The 18,917-nt window shown below is 71.1% G+C and carries 17 protein-coding genes and 3 pseudogenes; 7 read left to right on the forward strand and 13 right to left on the reverse strand.

Going from position 1 to position 18,917, the window contains the following annotated elements; genetic code table 11:
• Window positions 1-161 precede the first annotated feature (161 nt).
• From ACSNN7_RS10030 to ACSNN7_RS10050, 5 genes and pseudogenes are all read left to right on the forward strand, one after another.
• A pseudogene (locus ACSNN7_RS10030) lies at window positions 162-1,118 on the forward strand (replication initiator); the annotation flags it as partial.
• 222 nt (window positions 1,119-1,340) lie between these two features.
• Window positions 1,341-2,399, forward strand: coding sequence for an IS110 family transposase (locus ACSNN7_RS10035; protein WP_436680403.1), 1,059 nt, complete (start codon window positions 1,341-1,343; stop codon window positions 2,397-2,399).
• Window positions 2,400-2,415: 16 nt separating this feature from the next.
• A pseudogene (locus ACSNN7_RS10040) lies at window positions 2,416-3,027 on the forward strand (replication initiator); the annotation flags it as partial.
• A complete protein-coding gene (locus tag ACSNN7_RS10045; RefSeq protein WP_436680404.1) occupies window positions 3,024-3,221 on the forward strand; it encodes a helix-turn-helix domain-containing protein in 198 nt (65 codons plus the stop codon). The pseudogene ACSNN7_RS10040 and the gene ACSNN7_RS10045, both read left to right, overlap by 4 nt.
• Window positions 3,221-4,441 carry a tyrosine-type recombinase/integrase gene (locus ACSNN7_RS10050; protein ID WP_436680405.1) on the forward strand — a complete coding sequence of 407 codons (1,221 nt, stop codon included), beginning with the start codon at window positions 3,221-3,223 and terminating at the stop codon, window positions 4,439-4,441. Before ACSNN7_RS10045 ends, ACSNN7_RS10050 begins: the two co-directional genes overlap by 1 nt.
• 157 nt (window positions 4,442-4,598) lie before the next feature.
• Here the strand turns inward: ACSNN7_RS10050 and ACSNN7_RS10055 are convergent, their stop codons facing one another.
• From ACSNN7_RS10055 to ACSNN7_RS10065, 3 genes and pseudogenes are all read right to left on the reverse strand, one after another.
• The gene (locus ACSNN7_RS10055; RefSeq protein ID WP_436680431.1) at window positions 4,599-4,895 is read right to left on the reverse strand and encodes a hypothetical protein; all 297 of its coding nucleotides are present in this window, start codon (window positions 4,893-4,895) and stop codon (window positions 4,599-4,601) included.
• A gap of 8 nt (window positions 4,896-4,903) precedes the next feature.
• A pseudogene (locus tag ACSNN7_RS10060) lies at window positions 4,904-5,251 on the reverse strand (hypothetical protein); the annotation flags it as partial.
• A 154-nt stretch (window positions 5,252-5,405) separates the two neighbouring features.
• Window positions 5,406-6,617 (reverse strand): helix-turn-helix domain-containing protein, encoded by a 1,212-nt coding sequence (locus ACSNN7_RS10065; protein ID WP_436680406.1) that lies wholly within the window; start codon window positions 6,615-6,617, stop codon window positions 5,406-5,408.
• A 429-nt stretch (window positions 6,618-7,046) separates the two neighbouring features.
• On the opposite strand from ACSNN7_RS10065, the gene ACSNN7_RS10070 reads away from it, so the two are divergent.
• Window positions 7,047-8,063, forward strand: coding sequence for a hypothetical protein (locus ACSNN7_RS10070; protein ID WP_436680407.1), 1,017 nt, complete (start codon window positions 7,047-7,049; stop codon window positions 8,061-8,063).
• A 281-nt stretch (window positions 8,064-8,344) separates the two neighbouring features.
• Here the strand turns inward: ACSNN7_RS10070 and ACSNN7_RS10075 are convergent, their stop codons facing one another.
• From ACSNN7_RS10075 to ACSNN7_RS10090, 4 genes are all read right to left on the reverse strand, one after another.
• Entirely contained in the window at window positions 8,345-8,635 is a 291-nt protein-coding gene (locus ACSNN7_RS10075) for a hypothetical protein (RefSeq protein WP_436680408.1), read from the reverse strand.
• A gap of 270 nt (window positions 8,636-8,905) precedes the next feature.
• Window positions 8,906-9,154: a hypothetical protein gene (locus tag ACSNN7_RS10080; protein ID WP_436680409.1), complete on the reverse strand. Its 249-nt coding sequence runs from the start codon at window positions 9,152-9,154 to the stop codon at window positions 8,906-8,908.
• Between the two features lie 366 nt (window positions 9,155-9,520).
• A complete protein-coding gene (locus ACSNN7_RS10085) occupies window positions 9,521-10,045 on the reverse strand; it encodes a hypothetical protein (RefSeq protein WP_436680410.1) in 525 nt (174 codons plus the stop codon).
• A 705-nt stretch (window positions 10,046-10,750) separates the two neighbouring features.
• Window positions 10,751-11,770 (reverse strand): S1 family peptidase, encoded by a 1,020-nt coding sequence (locus ACSNN7_RS10090; RefSeq protein WP_436680411.1) that lies wholly within the window; start codon window positions 11,768-11,770, stop codon window positions 10,751-10,753.
• A 242-nt stretch (window positions 11,771-12,012) separates the two neighbouring features.
• Here ACSNN7_RS10090 and ACSNN7_RS10095 point away from each other — a divergent pair, with 242 nt between their 5' ends.
• A complete protein-coding gene (locus ACSNN7_RS10095; protein WP_436680412.1) occupies window positions 12,013-12,708 on the forward strand; it encodes an SGNH/GDSL hydrolase family protein in 696 nt (231 codons plus the stop codon).
• Window positions 12,709-12,757: 49 nt separating this feature from the next.
• On the opposite strand, the gene ACSNN7_RS10100 is transcribed toward ACSNN7_RS10095, so the two are convergent.
• From ACSNN7_RS10100 to hppD, 6 genes are read right to left on the reverse strand one after another with little or no spacing between them, the layout of a single operon-like run.
• A complete protein-coding gene (locus ACSNN7_RS10100) occupies window positions 12,758-14,116 on the reverse strand; it encodes a hypothetical protein (protein WP_436680413.1) in 1,359 nt (452 codons plus the stop codon).
• Window positions 14,113-15,087, reverse strand: a complete 975-nt coding sequence (locus ACSNN7_RS10105) for an alpha-ketoacid dehydrogenase subunit beta (protein ID WP_436680414.1) — start codon at window positions 15,085-15,087, stop codon at window positions 14,113-14,115. Before ACSNN7_RS10105 ends, ACSNN7_RS10100 begins: the two co-directional genes overlap by 4 nt.
• On the reverse strand, window positions 15,087-16,058 hold the full coding sequence (locus ACSNN7_RS10110) for a thiamine pyrophosphate-dependent dehydrogenase E1 component subunit alpha (RefSeq protein ID WP_436680415.1): 972 nt from the start codon (window positions 16,056-16,058) through the stop codon (window positions 15,087-15,089). The genes ACSNN7_RS10105 and ACSNN7_RS10110 overlap by 1 nt, the downstream gene beginning before the upstream one ends.
• Entirely contained in the window at window positions 16,055-16,852 is a 798-nt protein-coding gene (locus ACSNN7_RS10115; protein WP_436680416.1) for a DUF3050 domain-containing protein, read from the reverse strand. Before ACSNN7_RS10115 ends, ACSNN7_RS10110 begins: the two co-directional genes overlap by 4 nt.
• Window positions 16,853-16,854: 2 nt before the next feature.
• Window positions 16,855-17,784 carry a phytanoyl-CoA dioxygenase family protein gene (locus ACSNN7_RS10120; RefSeq protein ID WP_436680417.1) on the reverse strand — a complete coding sequence of 310 codons (930 nt, stop codon included), beginning with the start codon at window positions 17,782-17,784 and terminating at the stop codon, window positions 16,855-16,857.
• The gene (gene hppD, locus ACSNN7_RS10125) at window positions 17,781-18,887 is read right to left on the reverse strand and encodes a 4-hydroxyphenylpyruvate dioxygenase (RefSeq protein ID WP_436680418.1); all 1,107 of its coding nucleotides are present in this window, start codon (window positions 18,885-18,887) and stop codon (window positions 17,781-17,783) included. Before hppD ends, ACSNN7_RS10120 begins: the two co-directional genes overlap by 4 nt.
• Window positions 18,888-18,917: the final 30 nt, after the last annotated feature.

Consider the following 18,917-nt stretch of genomic DNA (forward strand, 5'->3'; position numbering starts at 1 on the left):
GACACAACCAATCGGCGGAAAGTGGCACCACCACGATTCCGTCCTCCGGCGTCAGCCGCCCTCTCGGCGGTGCCAGGAGACACGACGAACACCACCAGCGGACCCAGGTCCACGGCGGTGGTGCTTCGTCTCCCGTCCCTGCCGCCCCTGAGGAGGAAGTCCTGTCCACCCCGCTCGGGCTGTACCGGCCCGCGCTCGCCGCCGGCCGTGACGCCCAAGCCCTGCACCGCGCCGCCATGCCGGAGTTCTCCGGCTGGCTGGAGCACACCGCATCCGTTGGCGGCTGCTCCCGCCCGATCCGCCTCACCGGCACCATCGCCGCCGTCGACACCGACACCGGCCGAATCACCAGCCGGCTGCACACCGACGAGCTGCCTGACCGGGCGCTCTACAAGGCGTGCGGCAACCGCCGCGAATCGGTGTGCCCGGACTGCGCCTGGGTCTACCAGGGCGACGCCTACCAGGTCGTGCGCTGCGGCCTGACCGGCGGCAAGGGTGTCCCCGTCTCGGTCGGCCGGCACCCGGTCGTCTTCGCCACCTTTACCGCCCCGTCATTCGGCGCGGTCCACCACCGGCACGTCGCCCGCCACACCTGCCGCAGCCGGCAGCGCTGCGACTGCCGCCCGGCCCCGTGCCGCGCCCGCCGCAACGTCGACACCTGTCAGCACGGGCAGCCCGCGGTGTGCTTCGCCCGCCACGACGCCGACGATCCGCGGCTCGGGCAACCGTTGTGCCTGGACTGCTACGACCACGCCCACCAGGTCGTCTGGAACTACTTCGCTGGCGAGCTGTGGCGGCACACCAAGCAGGCCATCGAACGCCACCTCGCCGCCCTCTGCCGCCGACGCGGCATCCCCTTCCTCCGGGTCGTCACCGCCTCCGGCAAGGCCCGCTCGGTGCCGCCGGTACGGGTGTCACACGGCAAGGTCGCCGAGATGCAACGTCGAGCAGCCGTGCACTTCCACGCCCTGCTGCGCCTCGACGGCATCGATCCCGCCGACCCGGACGCCCTCGTGCCGCCACCCGCCGGCATCACCATCGACGACCTGGAGGCTGCCATCCACGCCGCCGCCTCCCAGATCACAGTCACCACACCCCCGCACCCCGACAGTGAGGATGTAGGGGCGGTCACCCGGTTGTCTGACCCTTGCCCTGACCGACGGTTGCTGTCCTTGGCTGGATTTGTCGACTGTCCGGGTGACCGCTCCTGCACGTCACTGGCTGGGCGTTCGTGACTTTATAGGAGCCTGTGCGAGAGGCCCCGTCACTGTCTTGTCCACCTGCCCGGCGGGTGCGTGCCGACCCTGTTCGGTGCGAGCGAAAGGGACGACGAGTCCAGCATGGCAGCCAGGAAGCGCCCGGTCACGGGTGGGATAGACACCCACGGCAAGACTCACCACGCCGCCGCCGTTGATGAGACCGGCCGGGTACTCGGCGATCAGCAGTTCGCCGCAACAGCGGACGGATATCGGGCGTTGCTGGCCTGGCTGCGGTCGTTCGGGCGATTGATCAAGGTGGGAGTGGAGGGCACCGGCACCTACGGCGCAGGACTGGCCCGCTACCTGGCCGGCGAAGGCGTTGACCTGGTCGAGGTCGACCGGCCCGACCGCAAGACCCGCCGCAGCAAAGGTAAGTCCGACCCGATCGACGCGATCGCTGCCGCCCGCGCGGCGGTGTCCGGGCAGGCCGCTGGCACACCCAAAACCCGCACCGGGCCGGTCGAGGCCATCCGGGCGCTGCGCGTGGCTCGCCGGGGCGCGGTCAAGGCCCGCACCGCCGCCCTCAACCAACTCCACGGACTGATCACGTCCGCGCCCGAGGCCGTGCGCGCCAGCCTGGCTGGACTACCCAGGCACGCGATGATCACCGCCTGCGCCAGCCTGACCGTCGATGACACGGCCATGACCGACCCCATTGAGGCGACCAGGGCAGCGCTCCGCGCCGTCGCCACCCGGGTGCAGGCTCTCGACACCGAAATCGCCCTGGCCGACCGGCGGCTGCGCCCGGCGGTGGCAAAGACCGCCCCGCGCCTGACCGCCCTTTACGGCGTCGGACCCGAAGTCGCCGGCCAGCTACTGACCACCGCCGGTGACAACCCCGACCGGCTGCGCTCCGAAGCCGCCCTTGCCCACCTCTGCGGCGCCGCCCCGATCCCCGCAAGCTCCGGACGCACCGACCGCCACCGCCTCAACCGCGGCGGCGACCGAGCCGCCAACAACGCCCTCTACACCATCGCGCTAACCCGCATGCGCTACGACCCCCGCACCCGCGACTACGTGCAACGACGCACCAAACAAGGCCTCGCCAAGACAGAAATCATCCGCTGCCTCAAGCGATACATCGTCCGCGAGGTCCACACCGCACTCATGGCCGACTTCACCGCCCTCAGCACCGCTTGACGTCCATAGGAGCATCCGGCCGCAGGGCTGGATGGTCGCCTGGGGCGAGCAGGTCGACGTCCGGCGCATCAATAGCGCCAGCGGCGAGCTGACCAACGGCAAGGTCGCCGCCTACCTCGCCAAGTACGCCACCAAGGCCACCGGCCACTGCTCCACCCGACTCACCCCCGCCACGGTCGACGACTACGCCAACCCGGAAGGCGACCACCTGGCCCGCCTCATCGACGCCTGCTGGCGACTCGGACGCCCCACCCAGCACGCCACGGCCATGGGCACCCCAACGGTCGACGACCGTCAAGGCCACCTTGACACCACACCGAACCCCTACGCGGGGCTGCGGCGCTGGGCGCACATGCTCGGCTTCGGCGGCCATTTCCTAACCAAGGCCCGCCGCTACTCCGTCACCTTCGGCCTGCTCCGCGACACCCGCGCCACCTACCGCCACATCGAGGACGACCGACCCGCCGACACCATCACCGTCGGCACCCTCGCCTACATCGGGGCCGGCTGGCTCACCGAAGGCGACGCACTCCTCGCCAACACCGCCGCCAGACAACGACGCGAGAGCAGACGCGTCGGCCGGGAAGAACTCGCCCACGAAGCTTGGCTCATCGGGGCCGCCGCATGAGCCGAGACCTCAACCCTCGCTGGTACTCCCCTGCCGAGGTTGCCGTCCTGCTCGGCTTCGGCATCTCCAAGGTGAAGACGAAGATCGCCACCGGCGAGCTGCGCTCCATCAAGGACGGCAAGTACCGCCGCATCCTCCCCGAATGGGTCGACGACTACATCCGCGAACAGGTCGAACGCCAGGAGGCCGCCTGATGCCCGCCCGTGCCCGCGCTAACGGCGAAGGCTCCATCTTCCCCTACCGCAACGGCTTCGCCGCCTACGTCTGGGTCACCAAGCCTGATGGCAAGCGTACCCGGAAGTACGTCTACGGCAAGACGCGCGAGGCGGTCCACGACAAGTGGATCAGGTTGCATCAGCAGGCGAAGCAGGGGCCGGTGGCGACCAGCGTCCCGACGGTCGGCAGCTTCCTCACCTACTGGCTGTCGGAGATCATCGAGCCGAACCGGGCGCCGTTGACCTACGCGACCTACGAGACGTTCGTCCGCCGCTACCTCGCCCCTGGCCTCGGGTCCAAGCGGCTCGACCGGCTCCAGTCCCGGGACGTGCAGACTTGGATCAACCAGGTGGCCCGTACCTGCCAGTGCTGCGGCCGGGGCAAGGATGCCGCCCGGCCGAAGGACAAGCGGCGCTGCTGTGCGGTCGGTCGCTGCTGCCAGGCCGTCCCGTCGACGCGCACGGTCAGCGACATCCGGGCCGCGCTGCGAGCAGCCCTCACCCACGCCCAGGCCGAAGACCTCATCACCAAGAACCCGGCCGTCCCGGTCACCCTGGCCACCGTCCGCCGACGGAGGGGAAAGTCCTGGTCGAGCGACGAGGCCCGGAGGTTCCTGGAGTCCGCCCGCCACGACGAGGACCCGCTCTACGCCGCCTACGCCCTGGTCCTCGTCGTCGGTCTGCGCAAGGGTGAGGCGTTGGGCCTCACCTGGGACGACGTCGACCTCGACGCGGGAGAGCTGACCGTCGGCCGCCAACTGCAACGGGGCCGGGGAAGACTGCTTCACCGTGACACCAAGACCCAGGCGTCCGACGCCACACTCCCCCTCCCCGATATCTGCCTGACCGCGCTCAAGTTGCGAAGCGAACAACGCGACGAGGCACGAGAAACGGCCGGAAAAGCGTGGCAGGAAACCGACCTCGTATTCACCACCCGCTATGGCACACCGATCGAGCCACGCAACTTCCAACGGAGTTGGCAGACCCGGTGCGACAAGGCGGGCACACGGCCGATCACCGTTCACGACGCCCGGCGCACCTGCGCCACGCTCCTGGCCGACCTCGACGTCCACCCGCGCGTCGCCATGCAGGTCCTCCGGCACGCCCGCTTCTCGGTGACCATGGAGATCTACACCCAGGTCTCGCCCAAGGCGACCCGGGAAGCCCTCAAGCGTCTCGGTGACTCACTCGGCCGCTGACGGGAACTGCTGTGCTTAGCTGCTGTACGACAGCAGAAAGGCCACCTCCCGCTTCCGGGAAGTGGCCTTTGACCTGCGTGGGCGATACTGGGATCGAACCAGTGACCTCTTCGGTGTGAACTCTCGGCGAGCCGGTCGGATCGGGCCTGATGCGAGGTCAGAGGGCCTGGTGACGCTCGTCTTGGTCCCTTTTCGGCGGCCATGGTTGCTGTACTGCTGGCGTCGATCGGTCAGCCTCCCGGGTCCAGCCGAGGAAGCGGTGGTGCAACGCGCCGGCCGGCATGCAGGGCATGTCTTCGGCGGCTTGGACGAGGTAGGAGCCGAGGTAGAGGGCCAACGACACGGGGGCGTCTGCGTACTCCGCCCGCAGCTCACGCTTCCGGGTCGGGCAGGGCCAGGGCAGGTCGCAGCCGCCGCAGCTCCAGATCGGCATGACTGGGCCGTGGGTGGTCACTCTTGGCCTTAAAGGAAGCGCGCGGTGATCGTTCGGGCCTGCCGGCTGGTCGCCCAGTTCACCTGCCAGCACGGGTACGGAGCCAGCCGCAACCACCACGCGCGGCAGCCAGCGCACATGCCGTCGAGTCCTCGGACGTGCAGCGCGAGGATCGTCTGCTCCTGGCGGTCTTTCACTGCTCCCCCTCCCCGGGCCAGTGGCCTCGGTTGATCGGGATCCGGTGCCGGGCATGACACGGCAGGTCGGCTCCGCAGCGGCAGACCCGCCGCCATCGCCGCCAAGACCAGACGGGCCGGTGCCGCCGCGCGAGGGTCATGGCGGCGGCGAGCAGGTACTCCTCGTACGAGACGCGCCGCACCGGATCTCCCTCGTCAGTCACGAGGGCACGCTGTTTCGCCCCTGAGTTGAGAGGAACGCGGCGACCAGGCCAAGCCGCACCGCCCGCCGCATTCCGTGAGGAGGAAGGTACGCAGCGTGGTAGAGCTGAATGGGTAAGGTTCGTACCCCTGATCAGGCGACGAGGCCGACCTTCAGCGCGAGGTCATGCACATCGCCTCGCAAAGAGCGCGGTCCGTCCAGTAAATCGAGGGTGATCTGCCTGGCGTAGCCGTTGAAGCGGATCGTCTCCGGCGCGGACTCGTATGCCTGACGAAGAGTCGCCACAGTGGTCTCGTTGTCGCCCTTGCCGTAATGGCCGCGGGCCACCTCGATCAGGTGCCGGGCACGGCGCGGTTTCGACGGGATCGCTGCCGGGTCAAGGCGGTTGGCTTGTCGCACCGCCTCACCGGACTTCTGAAGCTCCACGGCGACGGTCACGGCGTGGGCGCCCATGATGACCCGCGAGAACGAAGTCTGCGGCTGGTAGAAGTTCTCCGGCAGCCGCTGCGCCACCCGATCCGCACGGTCCCAGTACCGCCAGGCGCGACCCTCCTCACCGGCCCGAGCGGCGGTATAGGCAGCTTCGAAGTTCAGGGCGCCCCAAAGAGCGAGCAGGTTCGGGTTCGCGTCGGTCGTTCGGGGTTTGAGCGCCGAGACCACGTCGAGCGCCACCGCCATACCGGTGTCCCAGTCCCCGGCGTCCCGGTGAACCTGGCACAGGAACCATCCCGCGCAGGCCAACGCCTCCGGATCTCCCGACTCCTGCGCCGCCACCATCGCACGGTCAGCTACGCGCCACAGCAACTCGGCGGCAGGCTGGTAAGCAAGGAACATCTGGGCCAGGCCGAGCACTTCGGCAAGCAGCGCCTGAGCCTGACGACGCTCGTCACCCTCATACGTCAGCGCGGCACGCTGAGCGTCCCGAACCAAATCCGGCAGCAGAGCGCCGAGCACCGTTCGATGATCTGACGCCTGATGACGGGCACGCCAGGCTGCGGCGAGCCGGCCCTTGATCTGCTGTAGCGGTTGCGGTGACATGTCGTCGGACAACGCGCAGCGGTTGACGGCGTCACGTACCGAGGCGAGTGCTGGATGCTCGGGCCCGTTGACCACCTCAGACCGATCGCTCAACTCCCCGATCAAGGCGGACACGTCGACCTTGAGGGCGCGGGCGATCCGATCGAGCATGTGAACACGCGGCGGCAGGATCCGATCGCTCTCCACGGCCTTGACCCACTCGGCGCTACGGCCTACTAGCCCCCCGAGCACAGCGCGGGTCTTGCCCGAGCGCTCACGGTAGACCTTGAGTCGCTGCCCAAAGGTCAGCCCCGGCATGGGATCCATCCCGAACCTCCTCGTAGCGCGGGATGCGTCGCCGGCCTGTCGACCGCCGTCGTGCCCCCACGGTACCCACGGGCTCCCCACCCGGTAACCCTTCGCGTCGCCGACAGGCGGGCTTATTAACTCGTCGACCGTCTCGCGCTGACCCCCCCGTTAGGGCCGGGTAGATGCAGTCGAAGAGTGAGGGTCAGCAGTGAATCGCGCTGGTGAGACATCTGCTGCCACCGCTTGTTGGCAAGCCTCCGCAGTTGGAGCCAAGGCTTTCGCTGCCTCCTTGAGGCCTCAGCCGCTCACATCGCACGACGGATCACTGTCGCGAGGCGGGTTGAGTCGACAAGCCTCGCGGCAGCGCCTGTCGGCAATCCGTCGCCCGGGCCGCCCCCGGGATAACGGTGCTTCCGGTGTCCGAGCCCTCAGTGGGAGGCTTTAGCCATGGCCCAAGACCAAGCCGCATCCGACCACGTCCGCACCGCGGTTGACGAGGTGCCTGTTCCGGACCGGCGCGCCGAAGTGAGCCTTGTCCGCTCAGCGGCGGGGTGGATGAGGGATGCGCTCAATGCCTGGGCACTGGACGACTACGGGAAGGTAGCCGCCCTCGCTCCGCTGGCCGTCGAGCACCTGGGGAAAGCGGTGCTGTGGCGGACGAACCCCGTCCTGGTCGTCCCGCTGAGCCAAGACGCGGAGGCTTCCCTGTTCAGTCTCGCGACCCAGCCCGACCTGGCGTACTCGAAGCTGAGAACTGTCGGTCTCGCGGTCCTCCTCCGCCGCCTTGAGCCGATGGTCAACTTGCCGATCGACGGGAAGCAGCGGACCCGGATGGTGGAGGTCCGTAACGGGGCGATGCACGTCGGATTGCCAGCGCAGTCGAGGCACATTCTCCAGGACTGCTTGGCCGTATGCCGCGTCTTGCTTGAGCACCTGGGCGAGGAGCCCAGGGTTTTCTACGGCCGCGACCACTACGCGAGCGTAGTCAGGCTGCTGGATGCGAAGCGCAGTGAGGTGGGACACCGGGTCGCGGCGAAGTTCGCGAGGGCGAGCCGCCATCTCAGGGGACTTTCGAGACGCCTCGATAGCGGCCTGTTCGTGTCCACCGTCAGCCAGCTTGAGCAGTCGGCGGCCGACGCACTGGACCCGAGCGCCTTCGGCAGCGGACTGTGGGGTGTCGACGCTAAGTGCCCCCAGTGCAGGAGGAAGGGCCGGCTGTTCGGCCGTGTCGACGTGGATCCCGAAGTGGACTACGACGTCGAGCCGCTGGGCAACGGCGAGTATGAGGGCCACCCGATTGTCACTGGTTGGCTGGTTGAGCTTTTCCCGCAAGCCTTCTCGTGCAACGTGTGTCGGCTGACCCTTCACGGGCCAGAGGAACTAATTGAAGCCAAACTACCGGCTGCCCGGCACATGGTCGACGTAGGGGAGCTAGGCGAAGATTTCGACCCCGAGCAGCTGTAGCTGACCCGGCAAGATAGCCGGTTGGTGAGCGGAAAAGAAACACGCCGAACGGCACTAGACCCGGCTCTCAGTTAGCCGGCGCGGCTCGGCTCGGGCTGTAGTCCGCCAACCGGATCCGCGTCGGCCGCCGACCTGCTCATTACGAGTCAGTCCCCGCGCGCACTTTCACCGCCTGGTCCTCCTGCCCGACCTGGTGGCGCGGTCCGCCATCGTCCGCTGCTGCTCGCGAGTTTGGCTGCTCGGATTGGCTGCTCGTCAGGCCGGGTCACGTCCGGTGCGACCTACGATCGCCGCTGGTCGTCCCAGTGCTTGTAGCAGGCCTGCTGTTCCGCCTTCGCATCCCCGATGAAGGCTTCGCCCGGCTGACTGGTATCGCCGCGGGTCACCAAAGCAGCGAGCGATGGCTCGCCGTGATCAAAACAATCTTGTGATAGGACATCCAGCAGATCACCGAGCTGCCGGTAGTGATATCGCTTGTCGATCGCAATCGACAGCTCCTTGTAGGTGATCGTCTGCCCTCGAAGTGCGACGAGAATCAGGACGCCTCGCATAATGGGCAGAGCCTCCTGCATGAGCTCTGTGAAGTGGACGGTCCGACCCCGCCACTTGCTGTCGACTCGCTGGCCAACCGTGTAGGCGAAGTGTCCTTTGCTTCCCACGACTCGTCCCTCCTCTACGCTCCAAGTCCGACTGTGCCTTGCAGCGCGCAAGGCAGCATCAACCCTTCGGCCAGTGCTCTGCTGCCGTCAGCCCGTCCTTTCTGGTCCGCAACATAGGCCAGAGCCACTGTGTTTGGTCGCCTGCGACGTCGACGAGCGCACCTGGGTCGCGTCGCTGCTGCATCAGAACTCGTGGTGTCTCCTAGCTGCCGCGCTACCTGCGAATGGGAATCCGCCGCCGGGTGCCCCCATGTGGGGTTGGGCGCCGTCCGCCCCGAACTCCCCCGAGCCGTTCCAACGCGTCAGGACACGGGCGATCTCGTCGGTCGTCATGAAGGTCGCGTAGTAGCCCACACCGTCGCTGCGGTGGATGCGGGCATCGATGTTCTCCACCGTCGCGGGGTCGTCACCCGCGCCCGGCAGGAACTCCACCCTCGCGCCTGCGGTCGTGGCCGCCCAACGCCCCGTGTCTCGCACGCCGTCTCCATCTCGACGCAACGGTCCTACCGCGGCCCATCGCTGGTGAGCCTGCCCCCGGTTGCCCGGCCCGGCGGCGCCCCACCAGCGGTCGTCCGTCGGCTCACCACGGTTCCGATGCCGAGTGCGCCGCGGCGATCAGCCAGAACAGGATGACCCGTTGGTAGACCAGCGCAAGGCCGAGCAGCACGATGCCGGCGATCGCCAGGGCGACCAGCGCCCCGAGGACGCCCGCGTTCGTAAGCGCGTACCGCCAGGCGGAGCTGGGTGGGGCTCCTCGGCCGGCGCGGCGGTCTCCTCGAAGAAGATCACGGCGGGATGCTACGCCCGCCGGCCGCCGGTGCCGGCCCCGCGCACCGGCCGGTCCGCCAGGGCCGCCCGCACCGCCTCCTCCGGCGTGTCGACGTGGCGCGAACCGGGCGCCGGCTCGCCGGTCGCGTCGACCACGCGCCAGCCACCGAGCACCACCACCGGCACCTGACCGCGGCGCATCGCCAGCGCCACCTCGCTGAGGGTGCCCCAGGAGCCGCCCACGGTGATCACCGCGTCGGCGCTCCACACCAGGACGGCGTTTCGGGCCTGTCCCAGGTTGGTCAGCAGCGTCGCCGTCGCCTCGGCAACCGGGCCGGGGGCGGTGCCGTCGTCGGGGCGTACCGCGATGACCAGGCCGTCACCGGAGCGGGCGCCGGCGGCGACCGCGGCCATCACCCCGCCGCCACCTCCGCAGAGGACGGTCGCGCCACGCGCGGCGAGCAGCTCCCCCACCCGGCGGGCGTGCGCCAGCTCGGCCGGCGTCGCGGACGCCGGGCCGCAGACCGCCACCTGCACCACCGGCCTCACTTCCACGGCGAGGCTAGCGCCGGGCGCGGCCATCCCGCCGGTACGCCACGGGACCCGCATGGTGGACCGGTACCCATACCATCCCTGGCCATGGGGCGTGAGCTGGCGGAACAACCGAGACGATGGCGGCTCGGCGGCGTCGACTGGCAGGTGCTGCTCATCATCGGCGGCTTCGTCGCGTTGCTCGCGGTGCCCGGCCTGCTGCTGCTCGCGCAGGGGTGGCCGCCACCCTCGCCGAGTACGCCGGGTCGTCCGGTGAGGTGCGGGTCACCCGGTGTGTCCCGTTCGAGGGAAAGAGCAAGGGGTGGACCTGCTCCGGGGAGTTCGTTGCCGACGGCGGGAAGTTCCGCATCGCCGACGTGACGATCGAGCCGTCCCTGGAGGAACGCCCCACCGCCCCGGTCGCGGCGCGAGTCGCCGACGGTCGATCCGATGAGGCGTGGATCCCGAGCCTGGTGCCGCTCACCGCCGGCGGCGGCGGCCTGGCGTTCCTGGGTATGGCCGGGTGGTTCGTCTGGAAGGTGTTCCGTCCCGACGACCCGGAGGAGGGCCTGTCGAAGCAGGCCCGCCGGCGCCTGGCACGGCAGCGGCGGGGCCCCGCCGGACCGCCGCAGCTGGGCAACCGGGCCCGTGGCCGACGCCGGAGGCGGCGCGGTCCGAAGGCTGACGTGGCTCCCCGGTGTGGGCACCGGGGAGCCACCGGAACAGGGATCAGAAGACGGCGACGCCGTACTTGCTCAGGGCCTCCTTGACCGGCTGGAAGAAGGTCTGGCCGCCGGTACGGCAGTTGCCGCTGCCGCCGGAGGTCAGGCCGAGCGCGGTGCTGCCGGCGTAGAGCGGGCCGCCGCTGTCGCCGCCCTCGGCGCAGACGTTGGTGGCGATCATGCCGCGTACGGTGCCCTCGGCGTACCGGACGGTGGCGTTGAGGCCGGTCACCGTGCCGGTGCGGGTGCCGGTGGTGCTGCCGCTGCGGGTCACGGCCTGGCCGACGTACGCGTCACCGGCGGCGGTGATGTCCTGCGAGCCGACGGAGCCGTTGATGGCGACTGAGGTGTTGGTGTAGCGGACGATGCCGTAGTCGTTGCCGGGGAAGCTGCTGCCGGTCCGGTCGCCGAGCTTGGTGCTCAGCGTCGAGTTGGCGTACCAGGCGCTGGCCAGGTTGGTGCAGTGCCCGGCGGTGAGGAAGTAGTAGGTGCTGCCGCTGCGCACGTTGAAGCCGAGCGAGCAGCGGTAGCCGCCGCCGTAGACGGCGTCGCCGCCGGAGATCCGCATGCTCAACTTCCCGGCCAGGTCGGTGGTGCGGGCGCTGCCGCCGGAGGCGGCCACGGCGTCCCGGATGCGGGCCTGGTCGGCGGCGCTGACCGTGCTGTCCACCCCGACGACGACCTGGTTGGTCACCGGGTCGAGGTACGTCGCGGTGCCGGTGACGCCGAGGTCCACCCGGGACTGCGCGCGCTGCAGCGCGGTGGTGCTGCGGGTGACCAGGCGGGCCTGCCCGCCGGCGGCGCGGACCGCGGCGGCGGCCCGCGCGTCGGTGACCGCGACGACGGTACGCCCGGAGGCGTCGACGTAGGAGCCGGCGGTGCGCTCGGCGCCGAGCGCGGCCGTGAGGGTGGCGGCCCGTTCGGCGGACAGGGGTGCGGGGGCGGCATGTGCGGGTGCCGCGGCGACGGCGCCGGTGAGCAGGGTGGCGGTGACGGCGGACAGCACACCACGTCGAGTGAGTCTCACGCGTTCCTCCTGGGGAGGGCTGGACGGCCGGGGTCGGCCGATCGACGACTGCCCATGCTTCTCGCCGGGGCCGGGGCGGATCCAGGCTGCCGGTGCGGTTGTTCACCCGCGGCCGGACCGGACGTGGCCGCGTAACGCACCGAGATCGATCGACGCTGTTGGAAGTGGGCCACCACCGGCTCACGGTCGTGCTCCCGACGGGATGTCGACGCCCGCGGTCCTGGTCGGTTAGCCTGCCGGCCATGTCATCGACGCTGACCGAAGCGACCGATCCGTACTGCCTGGGCGAGGGCGAGAGCGTGACGCTGCTGGCCGGGCATCCGTGGCGCCGGTTCGTGGTGCTGGGCGACAGCGTCGCCGAGGGGATGTGCGAGCCGGTCGACGGGTACCCGCCGGTGCAGTGGGCGGACCGGATCGCCGCGGAGCTGCGGGCGGCACGCCCCGGGCTGGCGTACCTCAATCTGGGCCGGCGGGGGCTGCGGGCGCACGAGGTGCGCGCGGCGCAGCTGGACGCGGCGCTGGCCTTCGACCCGGACCTGGCGCTGGTGGTCTGCGGCGGCAACGACGCGTTCCGCTCGGCCTTCGACCCGGACGCGGTCGACGCCGAGCTGGCGGCGATGATCGGCGCGCTGCGGGCGGCCGGGGCGGACGTGGTGACCGTCGGCATGTTCGACGTCTCGTACAGCCCGGCCGTCCCCGAGAAGGTCCGGCCCGGACTCGGCGAGCGGATGCGTCTGCTCTCCGCCCACACCGGGCGGCTGGCCGCCCGGCTGGGGACGGTGCACGTGCACCTGACCGACCATCCGGCGGGCGCGGAGCCGTCGCTGTACAGCAGCGACGGCCGGCACGGCAGCGCCCGCAGCGACGCGATCGCGGCGGCGGAGACGGTACGCCGGCTCGGCGCGCACCTCGCCGCCCGCCGCGCGCCCCGGCCGTGACTCGGTTGTCGTCTCCCGGCCCCGGCCGCGCCGGGAGACGACAGCCGGGTCAGTCGGTGAGCAGCATGCCGGTCATCAGGACGCCGCGGGCCAGGTTGAGCACCCCCTCGCAGCCGGGGTAGCCGACCCGGGCCAGCGCGCCGGAGCCGGTGCGGCCGAACAGGTACGGGGCGATGCTGTACGGCACCTCGGCGGTGACCACCTCCCCGGTCTCGATCTGCACGAAGTCCATCGCCACCCGGTCGGCGGGCATGTACCGCTGCAGGATGTTGCCGCCCCGCGCCACGGCCGCGCGCACCCCGTCGGCCCAGGCCGCCGCGCTCAGCTCCGGGCCGATCAGCACGTCGTGCCCGGCGGAGCCGTCGGCGGGCTTGGCGACCAGCTCCGCCTGCTCGGCCAGCGCCCGGTCCAGCTCGGCCTCGGTGAGCAGCACGGTGTGCGGCACGTACCGGCGGACCAGTGCCTGGTCGTCGGCGGGCAGCAGCTCCAGGTCCTCGTAGAGCCAGGCGAAGTTGACCTTGTTGCCGAGCAGCCAGGCGGCGGTGCTGACGAACATCGGCAGGGTGCCGGCGGCGAGCGCGCCCGCCACCGCCTCCAGGCCGGCGCTCGGGGTGACCCGGTTGGGCACGAAGAGCCGGAACAGCGCGTCCACCGGTGCGCTGCGCACCACCAGCCGCCGGTCGGCGTCCAGGGTGGCGGTGGCGACCGGGGCGATGACCAGGTCGATGCCGAAGCGCCGGGCCTGGTCCACCAGGGGCGAGAGGATCCGGATGAAGGTCTCCGGGTCGTCCAGCCCCGGGTAATCGGCGTCGAAGTCCATCAGCAGCGCCACCCGGGCCCCCTCGGCCAGACCCAGCTCGTCGCGGATCGCCACGAACCGCTGGTCCAGCAGGGAGGGCGCCGGCCGGGCCGGCACGCCGTCGAGCAGGCCGCGCTCGGTGTAGAGCTGGGCGAAGCGCTGGATCACCGTGTCCGCGTCGAAGCCGCCGCCCAGGCTGCTGTCGATGTTGTACTCGACGATCCGCGGCTCCCCGCCGGAGAGCAGCACGTCCGGCCGGTACGCGGCCAGCAGCGCCTCGGTCAGCGGCTCGTCCTCGTCGAGCAGCCGGGTCTCCCCCGCCGGTACGCCGAGCAGCCGGCGCAGCTCTCCTGCCGTGCGGGCCCGCCGCCGGCAGGCGTCCAGCACGAGCTGGGCGATCCGGTCGCAGACCTCGTTGAGTTCGCGGAAGGAGTCGGCGGTCATCACCGTCGGCCGGGCCAGCCGCCACTGCTTGTTGTACGTCGCCCGGCCGTGGAAGATCCGCTCCCACTCCTGCGCCCCGGCGGCGACCATCGCCCGGCGGGTGGCCTCCGGCAGGTCGGTCCACGCCCGGCCGGCCGGCGGCCACGGGTAGTTCACATCGATCATGATCCGTCCTTGGTCACGTGGTGGATGGCGGCGGTGAGGGCCGCCCGGCCGGGCTGCACGGCCCGGTCCAGCGCGGGCGCGAACGGCAGCACCGCGCCGTCCGGGCGGGTCACCCGCCGGGGCGGGGCGGCCAGCGGCACCCGCTCCACGACACTGGCGATGATCTCCGCGGCGATGCCGCAGGAACGGTTGGAGTCGTCGAGCACCACCAGCCGCCCGGTCCGGCCCACCGAGTCGACCAGCCCGTCGAGGTCGAACGGGTAGAGCGTGCGCGGGTCGAAGACCTCCACCGACACCTGGTCGGCCAGTTCCCCGGCCACCGCGAGCGCGTCGTGCACCAGGTGCCCGACGGCGACCACGGTCACGTCGTCGCCGGCCCGGCGCACCACGCCCCGCCCCAGCGGCACCGGGGCGAGGGCGGCGAAGTCGACGTCCTCGCGGACGTCCAGCGCGCCGGCCGGGGCGAAGACCACCACCGGGTCGTCGTGCCGGATCGCCGACACCAGCAGCCCGTACGCGTCGGCCGGGGTGGCCGGCACCGCGGTGACGATCCCGACGTGGGCGAAGAGCGAGTACGGGTGGTCGGAGTGCTGCCCCGCCCAGCCGGTACGGGAGCCGGAGCCGGGCACCAGGTAGGTGACCGGGGCGGCGCACTGCCCGCCGGTCATCAGCGGGAACTTGTGCGCGTGGTTGACGATCTGCTCGAAGACCAGGAACAGCAGCGACGGGATCTGGAACTCCACCACCGGGCGCATCCCGGCCAGCGCCGCGCCGGTGGCGAAGCTGGTGAACGCCTGCTCCGACAGGGGGGTGTCCAGCACCCGCTCCGGCCCGAAGCGCTTCAGCAGGCCGGCGGTGACGTTCGACGCGGCCACCCGGATGTCCTCGCCGAGCAGGAACACGTTCTCGTCGCGGGCGAGTTCGTCGGCGAGCGCCCGGGTCAGCGCCCGGCGGTAGGACAGCCGTGGCATCAGCCACCTCCCGTCCGGGCGGTCAGCCCGCTGGCGTACAGGTGATCCAGCGCGCCGGCCGGGTCCGGCTCGGGGCTGGCCAGGGCGAACGCGACGGCCGCGTCGAGCGTCGACTCGACCTCGGCGTCGACGGCCGCCCGGTCGGCCGGGGCGAGCCGGGCGCCCTGGATGTCGACCGGGTCGCGGGAGCGCCCCTCGGCCACCTCCTCGGGCGGGCGGTAGTCGAGGCGTACGGCGTGTTCGAAGGTGTGGTGGGCGTCGAAGCGGTAGGTGCGGGCCTCGACCAGCTCCGGGCCGCCGCCGGCGCGCATCCGTGCGACGGCGGCGGCTGCGGCGGCGCGTACCGTCTCCGGGTCCTGGCCGTCGACGACGGCGGCCGGCATGCCGAACGCCTCGGCCCGGCCGACGATGCTGCCGGCGACCGCGCCCTCGACCGGCATGGTAGTGGCGTAGCCGTTGTTCTCGCAGACGAAGAGGACCGGCACCCGCCAGAGCGCGGCGAGGTTGAACGCCTCCAGCAGCATCCCCTCGTTGACCGCGCCGTCGCCGAAGAAGGTCGCCCCCACCACGTCGTCGCCGCGCCGCCGGCGGGCCCAGACCGCGCCGGTGAGGATCGCCCCGGACGCGCCGACGATGGCGTTGGCGCCGAGCACCCCGAGGGCGAAGTCGGCGGCGTGCATCGAGCCGCCTCGGCCCCGGTTCAGCCCGGTCTCCCGGCCCAGCAGCTCGGCCATCATCCGGGCCGGGTCGGCACCCTTCGCGAGCACGTGCCCGTGCCCGCGATGGGTGCCGGTGACCAGGTCGCCGTCGTGCAGCGCGGCACACACCCCGGCGGCGATCCCCTCCTGACCGAGGTACGGGTGGATGCCGCCGACGATCGCCCCGGAGTGGACCAGCTCGATCGCCCGCTCCTCGAACCGGCGGATCAGCCGTACCGTGCGGTAGAGCCGGACCGGGTCGGCGGCCGTCACGTGTCGCGCCCCTCCTTCACCGCGGCGAGGATGTCGTCCCAGAGCGCGGCCCGGGCGGTGAGCGCCAGGTTGACCGTGTCGGCGCACTCCTGCCACTTGGCGTCGTCGTCGCCGCAGAGGTCGGCCAGCATCTGCATCGCCATCGGGGTGTGCTGCTCCCCGTCGACCTCGATGTGCCGCTCCAGGTAGTCGACGAACGTGTGCAGCCGGTTGCTGCGCTCGTTGACGGCGACGACCTGGGTGAACATGTCGGGGATCAGGTCCTCCCGGCCGAAGGCGAACGCGGCGGCCTGGCAGTGCACCGGGGTGGACTCGATGATCGTCCAGGTGGTGGCGGCGAATCGCGCCGACGGGGCGGCGACGCCGGCCTCGGCCAGCGCCCCGGTCACCGGGCGGCCCGCCCGCAGCAGGTCGACCAGCGCGTCCACGGCGGTGGTGTCCGCACCCGCCTCCCGCATGCCGCGCACGTAGAGCTCGAAGTGGCTGATGTAGCCCTCACCGAGCTCGTCGCTCTCCTCCACCATCACGATGTCGTTGATCAGGCGGCGGCTGCCGGACGGGCCGGTCGGGATCCACGGCACGGTGACGCAGGTGAGCTGCCGCTGCAACGACTTCAGCAGGGACATGAAGTCCCAGACCGCGAAGACGTGGTGCTCCATGAAGGTGACCAGCGCCTCGTGGGTGTCCAGGTTGGCGTAGAGCGGGTGCTTGACCACCACGTCGCGGCGGTCGGTCACCGCCTTCTCCAGCCGTTCGATGCCCGGGTGGGTCCTACCCCAGTCGTACCGTGACATTGTCAGCCTCCCTGCTGGGCGCGGTCGCGCCAGATGACCGGGCAGTATTCGGGGTCCGCGTAGTCGGGCCGCCCCTCGTGGGTGCGGCGGACCAGCACGTCGTGGTTGTACGCGGCGAGCGTGCCGTCCGAGAGCGGGTACTCCCGCCAGGCGTTGTCGCCGTCCTGCAGGTGCAGCGAGACCGCCTGCCGGGGCCGGCCGCTGACGTTCGCGCCGCTGCCGTGATAGGTGCGGCAGTGGTGGAAGCTCATGTGCCCCTTGGGGATCACCATCGGGATCTTGCGGATCTCCGCGCCGTTGTACGCGGCGTTCTCGGCCAGCATCTCCTCCAGCTGGCTGCGGTCACGGTCGGCGAAGTGCCGCACCACGGTGTCGTCCGCGCCGATCTCCTTCCACCGGTGCGACCCGTCGACCATGGTGATGGTGCCCATCTCCTCGCCGCAGTCGTGGAAGGGGATGAACGCGGTGAGCATCTTCTCCGACGACGAGGACGCCCAGTAGTGCTTGTCGAAGTGCCAGGGCACGATGTTGGACGGCTCGCCGGAGATCGGCGGCTTGTAGATCAGCGTGGACTGGAAGATCCGGATCTCGTCGGCCTGCGCCAGCCGGGCGGCGACCGCGCCGATCAGCGGCTTGCGCAGGATCGCCGCCAGCCCGTCGTGCTCGTGGTGGACGTAGTCGTTGTGCCGCTGCACCGGCCCCCTGGCCGGTTCCCAGTAGGCCAGCTTCGGCGGGCGCACCGGCAGGCGGCGGTCCCGCTCACCGGCGTAGTACCGGTCGGCGGCGGCGCTGAGCGCATCCACCTCCTCGTCGGTGAGCAGCTTCTTCGACAGGTACCAGCCGTGTTCGGCGTAGAAGCGCACGTCCTCCTCGGACGGCAGCAGCGCCTCCTCCTCGGCGGTCAGCGTCGGACGGAACTGCGTGGTCGTCATGCCCCAACCCCTCGTGCCGTGCCGACCACGGCGGGGGTCGCCCCCGCCGCGGCCAGCTCCCGTTCCTTGGCCTCGTAGAGCGCCTTGATGTTGCCGCTGCCGAAGGTGCGCGCCCCGCGTCGCTCGATCAGTTCGAGGAAGAGGGTGCGGCGCACGTGCATCGACTCGGTGAAGATCTGCAGCAGCTGCCCGCCGTGGTCGGAGTCGACCAGGATGCTCAGGTCGCGCAGCCGCTCCAGCGGCGCGTCGACCCGGCCGACCCGCCGCTCCAGGTCGTCGTAGTAGGCCGCGGGGGTGCCGGCGAAGCGGACCCCCCGATCGGCCAGCGCGCCGACCGCGGTGACGATGTCGTCGGTGCGCAGCCCGAGGTGCTGCACCCCGGCGCCGTGGTGCTCGGTGAGGAACGCGTCGATCTGGCCGGGCCGCCGGCCGGCGTCCGGTTCCAGCAGCACCAGGGTGACCCGCCCGGACGGGCTCTGCACCACCTTGGAGTTCATCGCCTGGCCGGCGACCTCGATGTGCTCCTCGAAGATCTGGGCGAACCCGAAGACCCGCTGGTAGTGCCCGACGGTCTCGTCGAGCTGTCCCGGCGGCACGCAGACCGCCAGGTGGTCGATCTCGGCGAGCAGTTTGTCGTCGTCGGTGACCGGCGGCGTCAGCTCCACCGCCCCGGGCAGGAACTCCGTCCGGTCGCCGCGCCGCTCGACCAGCCGGTGCAGCACGTCGCCGAAGCCGCCCACCTCGGCGGTCACCACCTCGGCGTCCGCGCCGGTCCAGGTGCGCGGCGCGCTCACCCCGGTCGCCCCCCGGGCCACCAGCTCCGCGTACGCCCCGGCGGCGTCGTCGACCTCCAGCGCCACCACCGCGATCCCGTCGCCGTGCCGCTGCACGTACGTCGCGGCGGGATGCGCGGCGGTCAGCGCGGAGGTGAGCAGCATCCGGATGTCGCCCTGGCCGAGCAGCAGCGAGCGCTGCCCGATCAGCCCGGTCTCCGGTCCCCCCTGGCCCTGCAGGTGGAAGCCGATCGCGGTGCCGAAGTAGAAGGCGGCCTGCCGCGCGTCCCCCACGTAGAGTTCGATGTGGTCTATCCCACGGATGTCCATCTCCAGCCCTTCCCCATGTCCCCCGTGACT

Source organism: Micromonospora sp. URMC 105, assembly GCF_051386295.1.
GTDB lineage: Bacteria > Actinomycetota > Actinomycetes > Mycobacteriales > Micromonosporaceae > Micromonospora.